General features: G+C 68.7%; 17 protein-coding genes. 2 read left to right on the forward strand and 15 right to left on the reverse strand.

Going from position 1 to position 18,262, the window contains the following annotated elements; genetic code table 11:
* Window positions 1-15: 15 nt before the first annotated feature.
* The 10 genes from IED13_RS06085 to IED13_RS06130 all read right to left on the reverse strand — a co-directional run bounded on the left by IED13_RS06085 (window position 16) and on the right by IED13_RS06130 (window position 10,475).
* Window positions 16-1,374 carry an esterase-like activity of phytase family protein gene (locus tag IED13_RS06085; protein ID WP_191123680.1) on the reverse strand — a complete coding sequence of 453 codons (1,359 nt, stop codon included), beginning with the start codon at window positions 1,372-1,374 and terminating at the stop codon, window positions 16-18.
* 148 nt (window positions 1,375-1,522) lie between these two features.
* Window positions 1,523-2,467 (reverse strand): 2-hydroxyacid dehydrogenase, encoded by a 945-nt coding sequence (locus IED13_RS06090; RefSeq protein WP_142022344.1) that lies wholly within the window; start codon window positions 2,465-2,467, stop codon window positions 1,523-1,525.
* Window positions 2,464-3,789: a thymidine phosphorylase gene (deoA, locus tag IED13_RS06095; RefSeq protein ID WP_191123681.1), complete on the reverse strand. Its 1,326-nt coding sequence runs from the start codon at window positions 3,787-3,789 to the stop codon at window positions 2,464-2,466. Before deoA ends, IED13_RS06090 begins: the two co-directional genes overlap by 4 nt.
* Entirely contained in the window at window positions 3,789-4,550 is a 762-nt protein-coding gene (deoC, locus tag IED13_RS06100; RefSeq protein ID WP_191123682.1) for a deoxyribose-phosphate aldolase, read from the reverse strand. The genes deoA and deoC overlap by 1 nt, the downstream gene beginning before the upstream one ends.
* A gap of 3 nt (window positions 4,551-4,553) precedes the next feature.
* Window positions 4,554-5,366, reverse strand: coding sequence for a purine-nucleoside phosphorylase (locus IED13_RS06105; RefSeq protein WP_038364705.1), 813 nt, complete (start codon window positions 5,364-5,366; stop codon window positions 4,554-4,556).
* 38 nt (window positions 5,367-5,404) lie between these two features.
* Complete coding sequence (locus IED13_RS06110) at window positions 5,405-5,815, reverse strand: cytidine deaminase (RefSeq protein WP_112761532.1); 411 nt, start codon at window positions 5,813-5,815, stop codon at window positions 5,405-5,407.
* Window positions 5,816-5,832: 17 nt separating this feature from the next.
* Window positions 5,833-6,807, reverse strand: coding sequence for an ABC transporter permease (locus tag IED13_RS06115; RefSeq protein ID WP_112761533.1), 975 nt, complete (start codon window positions 6,805-6,807; stop codon window positions 5,833-5,835).
* Window positions 6,807-7,925, reverse strand: a complete 1,119-nt coding sequence (locus IED13_RS06120) for an ABC transporter permease (RefSeq protein WP_191123683.1) — start codon at window positions 7,923-7,925, stop codon at window positions 6,807-6,809. The genes IED13_RS06115 and IED13_RS06120 overlap by 1 nt, the downstream gene beginning before the upstream one ends.
* The gene (locus IED13_RS06125) at window positions 7,922-9,451 is read right to left on the reverse strand and encodes an ABC transporter ATP-binding protein (RefSeq protein WP_191123684.1); all 1,530 of its coding nucleotides are present in this window, start codon (window positions 9,449-9,451) and stop codon (window positions 7,922-7,924) included. Before IED13_RS06125 ends, IED13_RS06120 begins: the two co-directional genes overlap by 4 nt.
* 25 nt (window positions 9,452-9,476) lie before the next feature.
* Window positions 9,477-10,475: a BMP family lipoprotein gene (locus IED13_RS06130; protein WP_133560477.1), complete on the reverse strand. Its 999-nt coding sequence runs from the start codon at window positions 10,473-10,475 to the stop codon at window positions 9,477-9,479.
* A gap of 163 nt (window positions 10,476-10,638) precedes the next feature.
* On the opposite strand from IED13_RS06130, the gene IED13_RS06135 reads away from it, so the two are divergent.
* Complete coding sequence (locus tag IED13_RS06135; protein WP_038365193.1) at window positions 10,639-11,421, forward strand: HesA/MoeB/ThiF family protein; 783 nt, start codon at window positions 10,639-10,641, stop codon at window positions 11,419-11,421.
* A 147-nt stretch (window positions 11,422-11,568) separates the two neighbouring features.
* On the opposite strand, the gene gshB is transcribed toward IED13_RS06135, so the two are convergent.
* From gshB to rsmI, 3 genes are all read right to left on the reverse strand, one after another.
* Window positions 11,569-12,507, reverse strand: a complete 939-nt coding sequence (gene gshB, locus IED13_RS06140; protein ID WP_191123685.1) for a glutathione synthase — start codon at window positions 12,505-12,507, stop codon at window positions 11,569-11,571.
* 71 nt (window positions 12,508-12,578) lie between these two features.
* Window positions 12,579-12,974: a YraN family protein gene (locus IED13_RS06145; RefSeq protein WP_133560475.1), complete on the reverse strand. Its 396-nt coding sequence runs from the start codon at window positions 12,972-12,974 to the stop codon at window positions 12,579-12,581.
* Window positions 12,971-13,879: a 16S rRNA (cytidine(1402)-2'-O)-methyltransferase gene (gene rsmI, locus IED13_RS06150; protein ID WP_191123686.1), complete on the reverse strand. Its 909-nt coding sequence runs from the start codon at window positions 13,877-13,879 to the stop codon at window positions 12,971-12,973. The genes IED13_RS06145 and rsmI overlap by 4 nt, the downstream gene beginning before the upstream one ends.
* Before the next feature lie 173 nt (window positions 13,880-14,052).
* Between rsmI and IED13_RS06155 the strand changes: the two genes are divergently transcribed.
* The gene (locus tag IED13_RS06155) at window positions 14,053-15,258 is read left to right on the forward strand and encodes a penicillin-binding protein activator (RefSeq protein WP_260368376.1); all 1,206 of its coding nucleotides are present in this window, start codon (window positions 14,053-14,055) and stop codon (window positions 15,256-15,258) included.
* 67 nt (window positions 15,259-15,325) lie between these two features.
* Here IED13_RS06155 and IED13_RS06160 read toward each other — a convergent pair whose 3' ends face one another.
* Both IED13_RS06160 and IED13_RS06165 read right to left on the reverse strand, forming a co-directional pair.
* Entirely contained in the window at window positions 15,326-15,961 is a 636-nt protein-coding gene (locus IED13_RS06160; RefSeq protein WP_191123688.1) for a redoxin domain-containing protein, read from the reverse strand.
* Between the two features lie 29 nt (window positions 15,962-15,990).
* Complete coding sequence (locus tag IED13_RS06165; RefSeq protein ID WP_191123689.1) at window positions 15,991-18,192, reverse strand: protein-disulfide reductase DsbD family protein; 2,202 nt, start codon at window positions 18,190-18,192, stop codon at window positions 15,991-15,993.
* Between the last annotated feature and the right edge of the window lie 70 nt (window positions 18,193-18,262).

Consider the following 18,262-nt stretch of genomic DNA (forward strand, 5'->3'; position numbering starts at 1 on the left):
GGCGCAGGCACGATCTCACTTCGCGTCGAGCAGGTCCTTGACCGACAGCAGGACGAGTTCGTTGTCGTCGGCCTTCTTCGGGTCGCGCGAGGAGGAGAAGGGCAGGTTGTTGTCGTTGCCGACGACGATCACGCCATTCGCCCGGTCGACCACGTCGACGTTCTCGATGGTGAAGAACGGGAAGGTGAAGACACCGTCCTTCGTGCCCTGCTTCGCCTTGCCGTCGGGATCGGCGATCTTCATCAGGTCGATATAGCCGATACGGCGCACGGGCTTGCCGACATTGGCGTCGGTCATCTCGATCTTGACGATCCGCTTGTGCTTGGCGATGTCGTGGAAGCAGTCCGGGCCGCGCTGGCCGGCGGCACAAGCCTTGTCGGCGGTGCCCTCGCCGTTGTCGCGCTCGATGATCAGGCCCGTCGTGGCATCGATCATGTTGAAGTCGCCGATGGCGAGACCCTTGGCTTCGAGCGGGAAGAACCAGGAACGGCCGGTCCACTTCTCGTTCTGGACGTCGAATTCGAGGATGCGGAGGACTTCCTTGCCGTCGACTTCCTCGTTGCCCTTGGTTTCCGCGTTCCAGAGCGGGCCTTCGAGCAGCGGGTAGAGGAAGCGGCCATCCGGCGACTGGGCCATGCCCTCGAAGCCCTTCGAGCGGCGGACATTGAACTCGACCGGCAGGTTCGGCGCGGCCGGGGTGGTGACGGCGTAGTGATCGGGCGAGCGGGCCGGCTTGCCGTCGACCAGCGTCTCGAACACGGCCTCGACCTTGCCATTGGCGTCGACGCGGATGAGATAGGGGCCGAACTCCTCGCCGATCCAGTATTTGCCACCGATCGGCTGGATCGATTCCGGATCGAAATCGGCGCCGGTCAGGTAGCGCTTCTCGGTGCCCTCATGGACGATGCGGAAGGGGACCTTCTTGTCGGGATCGTGCAGGAAGGTGGTCGAGACACGTTCGAGCGCGCCCTTGCCGAAATCGGCCTTCAGGCGATGAAAGAACAGCATTGCGTCGGGCGAGTTCACCTTGGCGCCGAAGCCGTTATCGGTCAGCACGAGGAACTCGTTGTTGCCCAGCGAACGGATGCCGGAGAAGCCCTGGACCGGCTGGCCGGCGAAGGGGGTCGAGAGCCCCGTCGGGCGCCCGCCCGAGGTGCCCATCACCGTGCTGACGGCCTCGACGCGCTTGCCCGGCGTGACGAACTTGCCGGAAACCTTGAGATCGGCCGGCGCATCGGCGGGGGCGGGGATGATCGTCTCGGCCGGCAGCAGCGCCTGGCTCAGAAGCTTCGCGGGAAATTCCTTCGGAGACTCCTGCGCTCCGGCGAGCATGGTGGACGACAGAAGCAGGATAATGGCGAGCGACGAGCGCATGAAATTCTCCGGGCTGAAAAGGACCAGCCGGCTTCGCGCGCCCGGATGGCACCCCGACAACAACGGGGTGACGGTTCGGTGAAGGCGCCAGATGGCGCTACGGCATCGGCCGCTTCCGAAAACCGGATTCGACTTTTCGGGCCAGTGCTCAGTAGCCCCGGGCCGGGTCGACGGCATGCAGCAGCGGCTCGCCCGCCTCCAGCCGCCTGATCTGCGCCGCGACCAGCGTGGCGATCGCCTCCGGCTCGGACATCGCGGCATTATGCGGGGTGACGGTCACGCCGGGATGGCTCCACAGCGGCGACTCCACCGGCAGCGGCTCGGTCTCGAACACGTCGAGCGTCGCGCCCTTGAGCGTGCCGGCATCGAGCGCGGCGATGATGTCATCGGCAACCTGAAGGCCGCCGCGGCCCGGATTGATCAGGAAGGGCCCGCCGAGCCGGCCGTCCTGCGCGAGCCCCGCAAAAAGCCCGGCGTTGAGGATGCCGCGCGTCTCGGGCGTCAGCGGCACCAGGCTGACCAGGATGTCGGTCCGCGCCAGGAAATCCTTCATGCCGTCCTCGCCGGAGAAGGTCTGCAGCCCCTCGACGCTCTTCGGCGAGCGGCTCCAGCCGGCCACGTCGAAGCCGATGACCTTGAGCTTGGCCACGGCATCGAGGCCGAGTTCGCCGAGCCCCATGATGCCGACACGGACGGAACGGGCCGCCGGCTGGTTGCGGTCGTCCTCCCAGAGCTTCGCCTGCTGCTGGCGCATGTAGCGATGCTGCTGGCGCAGATACATCAGGCAATGCAGCACGACATATTCGCTCATCCGCGTCGTCAGGTCGGGATCGACCACGCGTGCGATCGGCACTTCCGGCAATTTGTCGTCGGCGAAGAGGAAATCGACGCCGGCACCGAGCGAGAAGATCGCCGCGAGGTTCGGCAGGCCGGTCAGGCTGCCGGCCGGATGCTTCCAGCTCGCGACATAATGCACGGCCCGGCGGTCGAAGGGCTCGCCCGGCACCACGATCGGCATCTCCGGCAGCAGCGCCTGGAAGCGCGCCCGCCAGTCCTCGACATGCCAGCCCGTCATGGCCAGAAGCAAACTCATGCCCGTGTTCTCTCCGTGATCCGTCCGGCGACCAGTTCGCCCTGCGCCGCACCCTCTCCGATCCGATAGGCCTTGCGCAAGCGCTCGCTTGCCGCAAGGAAAGCGTCCTCGCCGCGCGCATGGATGATGGCGAGCGGACGGTCCGGCCCGAGCGTCGCGCCGATGCCGGCCATATCGGTGAGGCCGACCGCATGGTCGATGCCGTCCTGCGGCCGCAACCGGCCGCCACCCAGCGCCACGACAGCAAGACCGACGGCGCGGGTATCGATGCCCGAGACCGTCCCGGCCGTCTCGGCGAAGACCGGCTTCACGACCGGCGCCGCGGCGAGATGCTTTGCCGGCGCTTCGAGCAGATCGGCAGGGCCGCCCAGCGCCACCACCATCCTGGCGAAGCGCTCGGCCGCGGCACCCGAGGCGAAGGCATCCTCGATCCTGCCACGCGCTTCGTCGAGGTTCGCCGCCAGACGGCCGAGCAGCAGCATCTCGGCGCCGAGCGCGACCGTGACCTCGTGGAAGCGCGGCTCGCGCCGGCGCCCCGTCAGATGGTCGAGCGCATAGGCAACCTCGAGCGCATTGCCGGCGGCGCTGGCGAGCGGCTCGTCCATGTCCGTGAGCAAGGCCGTGGTCGGCAGGCCGGAATCGTTGGCGACGCCGACGAGCGCCTGCGCCAGGGCGCGCGCCTTCGCGGGTTCCGGCAAGAAGGCGCCGGAGCCGAACTTCACGTCCATGGCGAGGCCGTGCAGGCCAGCGGCGAGTTTTTTCGACAGAATCGAGGCCGTGATCAGCGGCAGCGATTCCACCGTCGCGGTGACGTCCCGGATCGCATAGAGCCGCTTGTCGGCCGGGGCGAGATCGGCGGTCTGGCCGATGATGGCGCAGCCGGTCTCGCGCACCACCTTGCGGAAGAGATCGATGCCCGGCTGCGTCACATAGCCCGGCACGGCATCGAGCTTGTCGAGCGTGCCGCCGGTATGGCCGAGGCCGCGGCCGGAGATCATCGGGACATAGCCGCCGCAGGCCGCAACCGCCGCCGCCAGCGGCAGGCTCACCGTATCGCCGACGCCGCCGGTCGAGTGCTTGTCGAGAGCGGGGCCCGGCAGGTCGTCCCAGTTCAGCACCGTGCCGGAATCGCGCATGGCGAGCGTCAGCGCCACGCGCTCCTTCTCGGTCATGTCGTTGAAGAACACGGCCATGGCGAAGGCCGCCGCCTGCCCCTCGCTGACCGAGCCGTCGGTCAGCCCGGCGACGATCTGGCGGATATCGGCATCGGGCACTTCATGGCCGTCGCGCTTGGCGGCAATGATCTCCTGCGTCAGCCGCATCAGTAAGTCCCCGGTGCGGCCTCGCCGGCCGCGGCGCCGTCGATCGCCGCGAGCAACGCGCCATGCAGGCCGCTCGCGCCGAAGCGGAAGGTTCGCGGCGTCGCCCAGTCCGGCCCCATGATCGCATCGGCGAGGTCGAGATAGCCCTTGGCGTCGGCGAGCGTGCGGATGCCGCCGGAGGGTTTCAGCCCGACCGGCCGGCCGGCCATGGCGATGACGTTGAGCATGACGCGCGCCGCCGGGATGCTGGCCGAACGGGCGGTCTTGCCGGTCGATGTCTTGATGAAATCCGCGCCCCAGGCGATGGCGAGCTCGGCCGCCGTCCTGACCTTTTCGAGATCGGGATATTCGCCGGTCTCAAGGATGACCTTCAGCAGCCTGTCGCCGCAGCGCATCCTGACATTGCGGAGCATCGCGGTCGCCGCCGTCGTATGGCCGGCGAGCACGGCCTGCCAGGGCAGGACGAGGTCGATCTCGTCGGCGCCGGCCTCCAGCGCCTCCTCGGTCTCGCGGATGACCGGCGCGATCGGCGTCCCGCCCTCCGGGAAATTGACGACCGTCGCGATCCGCACCGGGCCGTCGCCCAGAGCCAGACGCGCCGTCGCGACGAAGCGCGGCCAGAGGCAGACCGCCGCGACCGGAACCGGGCCGGAGACGGCGCGGCGGCAGAGATCGCGGGCGCCGTCCTCGGTGGCGTCGTCGGCGAGGTCGGTCAGGTCGAGCAGCGCGAGCGCGCGTCTGGCGAAAGCGTCGTCCGACATGGTTCAAAGCTCCGACAGGAAGGCGCGCAGCAGGCGGCGCAGCGAGCGCGAGGCCACCGCGGCGACATCGCGTGTCTCGCCGTGATGGGGCGCGCCGCCATGGAGGCCCGCGCCCATATTGGTGACGATGGACAGGCCGGCGACGCGGAGATCGTAGCGCCGCGCCAGGATGACTTCCGGAACGGTCGACATGCCGACGAGATCGGCGCCAAGCGTCTTTGCCATGCGGATTTCCGCCGGCGTCTCGAAGCTCGGCCCCGAGAACCACATGTAGACGCCCTCGCCCAACGGCACGATCGCGTTCGCCGCGGCGCGCTTCAGCCGCCCGCGCAGCAACGGATCATAGGCATCGACCATCGGCACGAAGCGGCCGTCGCCCCGGTCGCCGACCAGCGGATTGGGGCCGTTGAGGTTGATGTGGTCGGTGATGAGCGCAAGGCTGCCCGGCCCCATCGAGGGCGAAAGCGAGCCGGCCGCATTGGTCAGGATCAGCGGCGGCGAGCCGAAGGCGGTGAGCAGGCCGAGCGGCACGCGCATTACCGCGGAATCGCCGCCTTCGTAATAATGGGCGCGGCCCTGATAGATCAGCACCTTGCGGTCGAACAGCGTGCCGTAGCAGAGCTGGCGGGCATGGCCGGACACCTCGCCATGCGGAAAGCCAGGAATATCGGCATAGGGAATCGTGACGGCGTCCTGCACATCGTCGACGATCGAGCCGAGCCCGGTGCCGAGCACCAGGGCGCATTCGATCGGGCCGTCGATCCCCCTGTCGATCAACACCGATGCCGCTTCGTCGAAAGCCGGATCGACCGCCATGCAAACCCTCTCCCGGCCGTCCATGCGGCCGCCGCAAATCACCGCGGCAAATTGGCCGGTCCGAAGGACGCTGGCAACAACTGCTCCAGCGTGAAACGCGCGCGGATGCCTTCGGGCCCGGCGATGGCGACGGGTGTCTCGGGGCTCGCGAATTCGCGGATGCGCTGGCGGCAGGCACCGCAGGGCGTGACCAGCTCGTCGCCCTCGCCAAAGACGAGGATGGCGCGGATCGCCGTGCCGCCGGCCGCGATCATCGCGGCGATGGCGCCGGCCTCGGCGCAGGTCCCGACCGGATAGGCGGCGTTCTCGACATTGCAGCCGGCATGGACCGTGCCGTCATCGGCCAGCAGCGCCGCCCCGACCTTGAAGCGTGAATAGGGCGCGTAGGCGCGCGGCTGGAGGCGGGAAGCGGCTGCAAAGAGCGCGTCGAAATCGGGATCGGCGGCCAAGTCAGCGGTCCTTCATGTCAGCGTTCCTTGACATAGGGTATCCCGGAAGCCTTTGGCGGTGTCGCGCGGCCGATGAAGCCGGCGAGCAGGATGATGGTCATCAGATAGGGCAAAGCCTGGATCGCCTCCACCGGAACCAGCCCGATGCCCGGCAGCGTCACGCCCTGAAGCCTGATCGCGACCGCATCGAGCAGTCCGAAGAGCAGGCAGGCGCCGAGCGCCGGCCAGGGCCGCCAATTGGCGAAGATCACGGCTGCGAGCGCGATGAAGCCGCGCCCCGCCGTCATCTGCGGCAGGAAGCCGGCCGATTGCGCCACGGCGAGATAGGTGCCGCCGATGCCGCAGAGCAGCCCGCAGATCGCGACCGCCGCATAACGCAGGCCGGCCACCGAGATGCCGGCCGTATCGACGGCGGCGGGGTTCTCGCCGACGGCGCGGATGCGCAGGCCGAAGCGGCTGCGCCTCAGCACGAGCGCGGTGGCCAGCACGCAGAGAAAGGCGAGATAAGCCGGCGCGGCATGGCCGGAAACCACCTCGTCATAGAGGAGGCCGAGCACCGGCACATGCTCGCGCGCCCATGGGCCGAAGGGCAGCGACAATTCTCCGAAGCGGGCGGCCCCTTCGAGCGGCGGCGTGCGCCCGCCCTGCCCGTACCAGGCATTGCCGAGGACGACGGTGAGGCCCGCCGCCAGCATGTTGATCGCAACGCCGGAGACGATCTGGTTGCCGCGCCAGGTGATGGCGGCGAAGCCATGCAGCAGCGCCAGCAGGACCGAGGCAAGAATGCCGGCGCCCAGCCCCACCCAGGCCGAGCCGGTGGCGAGGGCCGCGACCGCAGCGGCGAAGGCGGCGATCAGCATCTTACCCTCGAGGCCGATATCGACGACGCCGGCCTTCTCCGACCAGAGCCCGGCAAGCGCCGCGCAGATCAGCGGGATCGAGAGCCGGACCATCGAATCGAGCACGACGGCAAGGGTCTGGAGCCACTCCATCAGCCGGCTGCCCCGCGGCCGAGCGCCGTCGCCACCAGCCGGCGAAACAACCCGTCGAGCGCTCCGGCGAAGAGGATGAGCACGCCGCCGATCACCACCACCATGTCGCGGGTGATCGCCGGCTTGTCGAAGGAAAGCTCCGCCCCGCCCTGGTAGAGCACGCCGAAAAGCAGCGCCGCCAGGCCCACCCCGACCGGATGGCCGCGCCCCATCAGCGCGACGGCGATGCCGACGAAGCCGTAGCCGGCGGTGAAATCGAGCACCAGCCGATGCTGCACGCCGAGCGCCTCATTGACCGCGAGCCCGCCGGCGAGCGCGCCCGAGATCGCCATGGCGATCATGGTGACCGCGGCGGGCGAAATCCCCGCATAAGCGGCGGCGCGGGGATTGGCCCCGACGGTGCGGATCGCATAGCCCAGCCGCGTGCGCCAGATCAGCAACCAGACCGCGACCAGCGCCATCAGGGCGAGCAGGAAGGCGCTGTTGAGCGGGGTCGAGGGCAGCTTGATTCCGAACGGTGCGAGGAGCTGGTGCATCGGCGTCAGCACGGCCTGTGCCGGGAAATCCGCTGTCTCGGGCTGCATCGAGCCGATCTTGCCGATCACTTCGCGCAGCAGATAGACGATCAGAGTCGCGGCGACGAAGTTCAGCATGATCGTGGTGATGACGACATGGCTGCCGCGCTTCGCCTGCAGCCAGCCGGGGATGAAGGCGTAAGCCGCGCCGCCTGCAGCCGCCGCGAGGATGGCGAGCGGCGCGGCGAGGAAGCCCGCCACGGAGAGGAAACCCGGCATGGCCGAGAGCGCCCCACAGGCCAGCGCCGCGCAGATGCCGGCGACGGTCGCCTGCCCTTCGCCACCGATATTGAACAGCCCGGCATGGAAGGCGACGGCGACGGCGAGCCCCGTGAAGATGAAGTTCGTCGCGTAGTAGAGCGTGAAGCCGATGCCTTCCGCGCTGCCGAGCGCGCCGCGCAGCAGCAGCGCCGTCGCCTCCAGCGGGTTCTCCCCGATGCCGAGGACGACGAGGCCGGCGACCAGCAGGGCCGCCGCCACCGAGACGAGCGGCACCAGCGCAGTATCGGCCCAGCGCGGCAGTTCGACCGGGGCGGCGCTCATGCAGCTTCGTCCGTGACGCCGGCCATCAGCAGGCCGAGATCGCGCTCATCCGCCGCTTCTGCTGCGCGTTCTCCCGTGATCCGGCCGCCGCAGAGGGCGATGATTCGGTCGGAGAGCGCCATCACCTCCTCGAGCTCGACCGAAACCAGCAGGATCGCGACGCCGGCATCGCGCAATTCGATCAGCCTGCGGTGGATGAACTCGATCGCGCCGATATCGACGCCGCGCGTCGGCTGGCCGACGAGCAACACCTGCGGATGCCGCTCGATCTCGCGGGCGAGCACGATCTTCTGCTGGTTGCCGCCGGAGAATTTCGCCGTCTTCAGGGCGGGATCGGGCGGGCGCACGTCATAGGCCGCGAAGGCCGTCAGCGCATGCGCCTCGATCCGCGACGGCGACAGGAAAGGCCCGGCCCGAAAGGCCGGATCGCCCTGATAGCCGAGGATCGCGTTCTCCGCCGCGCTGAAGGCGGTGACGAGGCCGCTGCGATGGCGATCCTCCGGGATATGCATGAGACCGCGCTCGCGCAGCCGGGCCGGATGACGATCCGCCGCCGCGAGGATCTGGCCGCCCAGGCGGATGACGCCGCGCGTGGGCTGGACCAGCCCGGCGAGCACCTCCAGCAACTCGCTCTGGCCGTTGCCGGCGACGCCGGCGATGCCGACGATCTCGCCGGCATGGAGGGTCAGGCTCACATCCCGCAGCGTCTCGGTGCCGCGCGCGTCGCGGCAGGACAGGCCGACCGCCTCGAGAACGGCAGCGCCACGCTGGCGCGGCGGCTTCTCGACGCGCAGCAGCACGCGCCGGCCGACCATCGCCTCGGCCAGCGCCGGCGGCGAGGTTTCCGCCGTCCGGAACCCGGCGACCATCTCGCCGCGCCGCATCACCGAGACCGTATCGGTGACGTCCATGATCTCGCGCAGCTTGTGGGTAATCAGGATCACCGTCTTGCCCTGCGCCTTCAGCGCCCGGAGCAGGGCGAAGAGCTGATCGGCCTCGGCTGGGGTCAGCACGGCGGTCGGCTCGTCGAGGATCAGAATCTGCGCCCCGCGATAGAGCGCCTTCAGGATCTCGACGCGCTGCTGCAGGCCGACGGACAAATCGCCGACCGTGGCATCGGGGTCGATCGCGAGCCCGTATTCGCGCGACAGGCGGGCCAGTTCCGCCCGCGCCTTCGCCAGCCCGCCCTTGAGGCTGGCCCCGCCCTCGGCGCCGAGCACGACGTTGTCGACGACGCTCAGCGTCTCGACCAGCATGAAATGCTGATGGACCATGCCGATGCCGGCCGCGATCGCATCGGCGGGGGAGCGGATGCGACGCGGCTCGCCCGCGATCCTGATCTCGCCGGCATCGGCCTCATAGAAGCCGTAGAGGATCGACATCAGCGTCGATTTTCCGGCGCCGTTCTCGCCGACGATGCCGTGGATCGAGCCGGCCGCGACCGCAAGCGAAACGTCCCGGTTCGCCGCGACCGCGCCGAAGCGCTTGGAGATGCCGACGAGCTCGATCGCAGGAGGGGAAGGCACGAGGCTCAAGAGTGCGGCCCGCGCCTCACATCGTGCATTTCTGGTCGGACATGTAGTCGTGGACCTGGACCGTGCCGGCGATGATGGCGGCCTTGGCCTTCTCGGCGGCGGCCTTCATCTCGGGCGTGATCAGCGCCTTGTTGTTGTCGTCGAGCGCCCAGTCGATGCCGCCTTCCTTGAGGCCGAGCACGGAGATGCCGGGCTTCCAGGAGCCGTCGCGCGCCGCCATGAAGGAGTTGTAGGCGGCAACGTCGACGCGCTTGAGCATCGAGGTCAGGATCTTGCCGGGATGCAGCGCGTTCTGGTTGGAATCGACGCCGATGCCGAGCTTGCCGGCATCGGTCACGGCCCGGAGCACGCCGATGCCGGTGCCGCCGGCTGCGTGGTAGACGACGTCGGCGCCGCGGTCGATCTGCGACTTGGCGAGTTCGCCGCCCTTCACCGGGTCGTTCCAGGCTGAAGGCGTCGAGCCGGTCATGTTCTGGAAGATTTCGGCGCCGGGCTTGGCCGCCTTGACGCCCTGGATGTAGCCGCAGGCGAATTTGCGGATGAGCGGGATGTCCATGCCGCCGACGAATCCGAGCTTGTCGGTCTTCGAGGCCATCGCCCCGAGCAGGCCGACGAGATAGGAGCCCTCATGCTCCTTGAAGACGATCGACTGCACGTTGGGCAGCTCGACCACCATGTCGATGATGGTGAATTTCAGGTCCGGGAATTCGGCCGCGACTTTCTGCAGCGCGGTCGCCTGCGAGAAGCCCACCGCGATGATCGGCGAATTGCCGTCGCGGGCGAAGCGGCGCAGGGCCTGCTCGATCTGCGCATCGTTCGTCGGCTCGAAATCGCGGAACTCGACGCCGGTTTCCTTCTTGAACTTGTCGGCGCCGATGAAGACGCCCTCGTTGAAGGATTTGTCGAACTTGCCGCCCTTGTCGTAGACGATCGCCGGCTTGATCGGCTGCTGCGCGAAAGCCGCCGCCGAAATCACCATGCCGGCCAGCGCCGCCGCGAAAGAACCCAAACGCATCGCATAGTCCCCTGTTGAAGCCGGGTGCCGTTAGCCGGCCCTCGATGGTGCCACGATGACATGGCTCGGCGGCGCGGCCAAGCTGGCGATGAGGTCAACTCTTTCGCAGGCGCGGCAACGCGATGCGATTGCCGAAGAAGGCCATCCGGTCCTATCCTGTGGGATGATGCTGAACGACGACGAGATCGAGCGCTATGCGCGCCATATCGTCCTGCCGGAGATCGGCGGGCCGGGGCAGCAGAAGCTGAAGAACGCCCGCGTGCTGGTCGTCGGCGCCGGCGGGCTCGGCGCGCCGCTGATCCAGTATCTGGCCGCGGCCGGCATCGGCAAGATCGGCATCGTCGACGACGACGTGGTCTCGCTCTCGAACCTGCAGCGCCAGACCATCTTCACCACCGACGACATCGGCAAACGCAAGGCCGTGGCGGCCGCGAACTTCATCCGCCGGCTCAACCCGAATGTCGTGGTCGAGGAACATGTCACCCGCATCGACCCGCACAATGCCCGCGCGATGATCGCCTTCTACGATGTCGTCGCCGAGGGTTCGGACAGTTTCGCCACGCGCTATGCCGTCTCCGACGCCTGTTTCCATGAACACAGGCCGGTGGTGATGGGCGCGCTCGGCCGCTTCGACGGCTCGCTGACCACGATCCGCGCCCATGAAACCGGCCCGGACGGGCGGCCGAACCCGACCTGGCGCTGCCTGTTCCCGGATGCGCCGCCGCCGGGCTCGATCCCGACCTGCGCGGAGGCCGGCGTGCTGGGCGCGCTGCCCGGCATCATCGGCTCGCTGATGGCGCTGGAGGTCGTGCGTGCCGTCACCGGCTTCGGCGAGCCGCTGGTCGGCAAGCTCCTGCTGGTCGATTCGCTGACGATGCGCTTCGAGACGCTGCGCTATGGCTGGGACGAGACGAACCCGCTGAACGGGACGAACGTCGCGGCCTGAACGCCATCAATTAACGGCGCCGTCATCCCGGGCAAGCAGCAAAGCGGCGCCGATTCCGGAGCGCTTCCGGCCGAGGTCCAGGCCTGGATCCCGGGTCTGCGCTTCGCTTCGCCCGGGATGACCATGTCAGAGGTCGAAGGGAACCTCTCAGCGTTTCGCTTCGATCACATCCCAGAGCTGCGCCGCCAGATCCGGCCCGCCCAGCTTCTTGATGGCGCGCACGCCGGTCGGCGCGGTGACGTTGATCTCGGTGAGCTTGCCGTGGATCACGTCGATGCCGACCAGCAGCAGGCCGCGCCGGCTGAGCTCGGGGCCGATCGCCTCGCAGATCGCAAGCTCCTGCTTCGACAGATCGGTCGGCCGCGCCGCGCCGCCGCGCACCATGTTGGCGCGGAGATCGCCGACCGCCGGCACGCGATTGACCGCGCCCGCCGCCTTGCCGTCGATCAGGATGATGCGCTTGTCGCCTTCCGTGACCTCCTTGATGAAGCCCTGCACCACCCAGGGCTCGCGGAAGAGGTTGCTGAACAGGTCGAAGAGCGAGCCGAAGTTCGGATCGCCCTTGCCCGTCTTGAACACGGTCGCGCCGCCATGGCCGTAGAGCGGCTTCATGACGATCTCGCCGTATTCGTCGCGGAAGGCCTCGATCTCGGCCCTGTCGCGGGTGATCAGCGTCGGCGGCATCAATTCCGGGAAATGGGTGACGAAGATCTTCTCGGGCGCGTTGCGCACCTCGGTCGGGTTGTTGACCACCAGTGTTTTGGGGTGGATGCGCTCCAGCATATGCGTGGTGGTGACATAGGCCATGTCGAAGGGCGGGTCCTGCCTAAGCAGCACGACGTCGAGCTGGGAAAGGTCGACCTTCTCCTCGGCCCCCAAAGTGAAATGATCGCCCTCGACGTCGCGCACCGTGACCGGGCGGATCGGCGCCGTGACCTTGCCGTCGCGCAGCGAGAGCTTGTCGGGGGTGTAGGTGTAGAGCGTGTGGCCGCGCGCCTGCGCTTCCAGCATCAGGGCGAAGCCGGTATCGCCGGCGATCCGGATGCGCTCGATCGGGTCCATCTGGATGGCGACGGAGAGAGTCATGGGCGGGCTTCCTGTTGCGGCCCGTTCTTATCGGGCTGCCGGTCGGGTTCCTGCAAGTAGGTGGCCCTGCGTCACAGGACAAGCGCGAAGGCGGCCGGCACATGGCGCGGCCAGCGCCAGGGCGCCAGGAACACCGCATCGGCCCTGAGATCGTAGCCCATCGCCCAGGGATTGCGGGCGAGCCATTGCCGGACGCGCCGCTCGACGAGGCGCTGCTTTTCCGTTGTCACGGCCGTGAGCGCATCCTCGATTCGGCCGCGCGCCTTGACCTCGACGAAAGCGACGGTGCGCCCGCGCCGCATGACGATATCGATCTCGCCGCCCTTGCCGCCGAAGCGCCGCTCCAGCAGCCAATAGCCCTTCGCCATCAGCCAGAGGATGGCGAGCCATTCCGCCCGCCGGCCCGAAAGGCCGGAACGCCGCGCCCGGCGGCTGCGCAATTCCGAGCGCGTCGCCGGTTCTGTCACGGATCGTCGCGGGTGAGTTCGAGGGCGCGCGCATAGACCTTGCGGCGCGGCTGGCCGGTCTCGGCCGCGACCTGCGCCACCGCCTCCTTCAGCGAGACCTTCGCCAGCGCCACGCGCAGCCGCTCATCGATCGCCTCGTCGCTGGGAACGAGATCGACGGCGCCCGGCGGGCCGATGATGACGACGATCTCGCCGCGCGCCTCCTCTTGGGTCTCGTAATGCGCGGCCAGCTCGGGGAGGGTGCCGCGCCTGACCGTCTCGTAGAACTTCGTCAGTTCGCGCGCGACAGCGCCCGGCCTTGGGCCCAGCACGGCGGCGGCATCAGCCAGCATCTCGGCGAGGCGGCGGGGCGATTCGAAGAAGACCAGCGTGCCGGGAATGGCGGCGAGCTCGGTCAGCCGGGTGCGGCGCCCTCCCGATTTGGGAGGCAGAAAGCCCTCGAAGAAGAAGCGGTCCGTCGGGAGCCCGGCGAGCACCAGCGCCGCCAGCACGGCGGAGGGGCCGGGAATACCCGTAACCGGCAGGCCTTCCGCCACCAGTTCGGCCACGAGCTTGTAGCCGGGATCGGAAACGAGCGGCGTCCCGGCATCCGAGATCAAAGCGAGCTTGCCGCCTTCGCGCAGCTTCGCCAGCACCTTCGGGCGCATCTGCGCGGCGTTGTGCTCGTGATAGGGCAGGAGCGGCGTCGAGATGCCGTAATGCGCCAGCAGCGTCTTCGAGGTGCGGGTGTCCTCGGCCAGGACCGCATCGGCGGCGGCGAGGGTGGCGAGCGCCCGGAAAGAGATGTCGCGCAGGTTTCCGATCGGCGTGGCGACGATGTGCAGCCCCGGTGACAGCGGCTCGGCCTCGGCTTTGAGACCGAAGGCGGTGTAGCTGGCGGGGCGGGGCGGAGCGGCGTTCGACATGGCCGCAAGCTGCCACAGCGCCCCCGGCCGCGCCATGGCGTGCGTGCGACGGGCCCGATGCAACCCATAGTTAACAACTTGAAAATAGCATGTGGCACTGGCACGAGAGTCCCGCGGGGGGACTGTATCACCGGGCAAGGCTTTGCCGGCCCGGTCACGACTGGAGATCGCCCGTGTTGCACCATCGGCACTTCGTACCGGTTCTGCGGTTCAAGGCGGGCGCGCTGGCCGTCTCCCTGTCCTTGCTGCTCGCGAGCTGCAGCGGTGGCCCCGCCGGCCTGCCGGGCTTCGACGGCCCCGCCTCGACGGAACCGGCCGCGCCAAGCGGCCAGACCATCGGCACCGGCAAGGTCAAGGTCGGCCTCATTCTGCCGCTCGGCGCCGAAGGCCAGGGCGGCGTGGTCGGCAATTCACTCAAGAACGCCGCCGAGATGGCCCTGGCCGAATTCCCCAACGCGGACCTGACGCTGCTGGTCAAGGACGACCGCGGCACGCCGGAAGGCGCGCGCGCCGCGGCGCAGGAAGCGATCTCGGAAGGCGCCGAACTCATCATCGGGCCGCTCTTCGCCCCAACCGTGCAGGCGGCGGGACAGGTGGCGCGGGCGGCCAACCGGCCGGTCATCGCCTTCTCCAGCGATTCCAACGTGGCCTCGCGCGGCGTCTATCTGCTCTCCTTCCCGCCCGAGAACGACGTCAACCGCGTCATCGCCTATGCCGCGCAGCAGGGCCGCAAATCCTTCGCCGCGCTGCTGCCCGACACCGCCTATGGCAAGGTCGTCGAGGCCGCCTTCCAGCAGGCGGTGGCGGCACGCGGCGCCCGCGTCGCGGCGATCGAGCATTTCGGCTCCGACCCGGCCACGATGCGCACCGCCGTCCAGCGCCTGATGCCCTCGCTGCAGCAGGCGGATGCGCTCTTCGTTCCGGCGGCGGCCGACATGATGCCGGCGCTCGGGCAGGCGTTGCAGCAGGCCGGCTTCGACCCGCGCAAGGTCAAGCCGCTCGGCACCGGCGTCTGGAACGACAGCGGCATCGCGCAGGTGCAGGCGATCCAGGGCGGCTGGTTCGCCTCGCCCGACACGGCCGGCTTCAACGCCTTCGCCGGCCGCTACCAGCAACGCTTCAACAGCAGCCCGACCCGCACCGCGACCCTCTCCTACGACGCGGTTTCGCTGGCGGCGGCACTGGCGCGCACGCAAGGCTCGCAGCGCTTCTCCGAGGCGGTGCTGACCAATGCCTCGGGCTTCGCGGGAGCCGACGGCGTCTTCCGCTTCCGGCCGGACGGACAGGTCGAGCGGGGGCTTGCGGTGCTCGAACTGCGCAACGGCCAGATCGTCACGATCAACGCCGCGCCGCGCGATCTCGGCCCGCGTTCGCAGTAGCGCGCTGCCGTACCGACAAAAAGGCCGGGCAAATGCCCGGCCTTTTGCATTTGAGCGCTGACAGAGCTCAGCTCGCCGGCGCGTATTTCACCGCGCAGCCATAAGCCTTAGTGCTGGCCTCGGAGACCGGCTTGCCGGTCTTCAGCTCGGCGACCGCCTGCCGGACATAGCTCTTCGCGCCATTGAGGCTCGCGGGGTTCGAGGACGGCTTGTCGTCGATCGCACCCATATAGGCGAGCGTGCCTTTGGGATCGATGATGTACATGTGCGGCGTGGTCTGGGCGCCATAAGCGCGCGCCACCTGGCTCTTCGGGTCGAGCAGGATGCCGGCGGGGGCGGCGTCACGCTGGACGGTCAGCTCCTTCGCCTTCGCCGCCTCGACATAGCCCTGCTCGCCGGGCGGCGAGGAGATCACCGAGAGCCAGACGATGCCCTCCTTGGCCATGTCCTTCTGCAACGTTTGCATGGTGGCGCTGTTGTAGTGCTTGCGGACATAGGGGCAGTCGTGATTGGTCCATTCGAGGATCACGGTCTTGCCGGCGAATTCCTGGAGATTGCGGGTCTTGCCCTCGACATCGACCGCCTGGAAGGCGGGGGCGGGCGCGCCGATCTTGGCCGCGCCTTGCGCGAAGGCGACGGCCGGGAAGGCAAGGCCCGCGAGGGTGAGGCCGGCGATGAAAGTCTGTCTGGTCAGGCTTTGCATGTCTGTCTCCCTTGGTTGAAGTCGAACTCCTACGGCGCTGCTGCCGCCGTCTTGGCATTGCTGCCGGCCGCTCGCTCGGCCGCAGTGATCAATCCATCCACGGTGAGAAGCTGCGGCAGGATCTCGGCCTGCGCCTCCTTGCGAGCGGGGTAGAACAGATAGAGCGGCACACCGGCCCGGCCTTGCTCGGCCAGCGCCTTGGCGATGCGGCTATCGCGATTGGTCCAGTCGGCCTTGAGATAGACGACGCCGAGCCTGGCGAAAGCGTCCTTCACCTCCTGACGCGAGAGCGCAACGCGCTCATTGGCGAGGCAGGTGATGCACCAGGCGGCGGTGAAGTTGACGAAGACCGGCTTGCCCTGCCCCTGCAGGGTGGCGACGCGCTCAGGGCTCCAGGCCTGGATATCCCCAGCCCGCGCCTCCGCATTGGTGCCCGGCACGGCGTTCTCGACCGTGAACCAGCCGGCGCCGAGCGCGACCAGCACGGCCAGCACAGTCCCGAAGGCGCGGCGCGGCAGGGAGCCGCGGGTGACGCCGACGAGCCAGACGACGAAACCCGCCGCCAGCACCGCAACCAGCGCCGCCAGAACGCCCTGCGGGCCGGTCTGGACCGAGGCGACCCAGATCAGCCAGATTGCGGTCGCGAACATCGGGAAGGCGAAGGCCTGCTTCAGCACCAGCATCCAGCGCCCGGGCTTGGGCAAAAGCCGAAGCAGGCCCGGCGCGAAGGAGAGCGCCACCACCGGCAGAGCGAAGCCGAGGGCCAGCGCCATGAAGACCGAGAGCGCGAGCGCTGGCGGTTGCGTCACCGCATAGCCCATCGCCGCGCCCATGAAGGGCGCCGTGCAGGGCGTGGCGACGACGACGGCGAGCACGCCGGTCATGAAGGCGCCGAGGCGCCCGCCCCGGCTGGCGAGCCCGTCACCGAGGCCGACCACCGAGCCGCCGATCTCGAAGGCGCCGATCAGATTGAGCCCGATCAGCACCATCACCACCGCCAGCGCGATGACGAGCAGCGGCGACTGGAGCTGGAAACCCCAGCCGACGCTACCGCCGAGCGCACTCAGCGCAATGACGGCTCCGGCCAGCACCAGGAAGGTCAGCAGCACGCCGCAGAGGAAGATCAGGCCCTGCTCACGCGTCTCAGTGCGGCTGCGATGCGCCGTCTGGGCGAAGCCGAGCGCCTTGATGAACAACACCGGCAGCACGCAGGGCATCAGGTTGAGGATGAGCCCGCCGGCGAAGGCGAAGGCCAATGCGGCGAGCAGCGTGAGGTCGGCGCCTTCCGCCGGGACGGGAATTCGCACGACCGCCGGGCGGGGCGCGTTGGAACCGGTCTCGGCCGCTTTGGAGACCAGTGCCGGATCGGCATCGGCCACCAGCGTCAGCGCACGCGGCACGCCATCCTGCCTGAAGGTCAGGACGCCGGAGATATCAGGCTGCTCCAGCTTGAAGGCACTGGAGCGGGTCAGCGTCAGGCCCGGCACATCGCCGGCTTTCATGGGCTGGTCGGCGGCGTGCTCGATCAGCGTGTCGGAGATCGGAAAGAAGCGCAGATCGCTCGCGCCGGCCGGAAGACCGGGCAGTGCCAAGGCGAGGTTGTCGCCATCGGCACTCAGCCTGCCACGGAAGCCGGCCGGCTTCGGCAGGGCGGCGAGCGCGGCATCGATGCGCTGCTGCGCCGCCTCATCGACTGCGCTTGCCGCGCCGACGGCCAGGTCGAGCGTGAAGCTGCCTTCCTCGGGAATGCAGATCTTTTCGCAGACCAGCCAGGTCGCGTTCGCCTTGAGCGAAAAGGTCTCGCCGGGCCTGGCATCGGCCGGCACGGTGATCTCGACCGGCAGCAGGACCTCGCCCTCGAAGCCGAAATTCACCAGCGGCTCGACGCGGATGGCACGCGGCGCCGGCCAGGCGATGTCTCCGGCCTTCGCGCCGGCCGGCAGATCCCACTGAATCTGCGTCGGCTCGCCGGAATCGCCGGGGTTCAGCCAATAGGTATGCCAGTGCGGGGCAAGCTTCTGGGTCAGCGCCACATGGAAGCGCTCGCCGGGCGCGACCGTGTCGCGGCTCGACAGCAAGGTCGCGGTGACACGCTGGGAGGTGACCGGCGCCGATTCGGCCGCAAGCGCCGCGCCCGGCAACGCCAGCCCCAGGACCAGCAGGGCGCCGGTCAGAAGCCGCCGGGCCGAAACGCCGCGCGCCCTGTCAGGTCTTTCGGAATACGGCGCCATCATCCCACTTCTGTCTGATATCATCGGTCCCAGATGCCTCAAACGACCCGTTCATGCCAATGACAAGGCG

Origin of the sequence: Allobosea spartocytisi, from assembly GCF_014764685.1 — a bacterium.
Taxonomy (GTDB): Bacteria; Pseudomonadota; Alphaproteobacteria; order Rhizobiales; family Beijerinckiaceae; genus Allobosea; species Allobosea spartocytisi.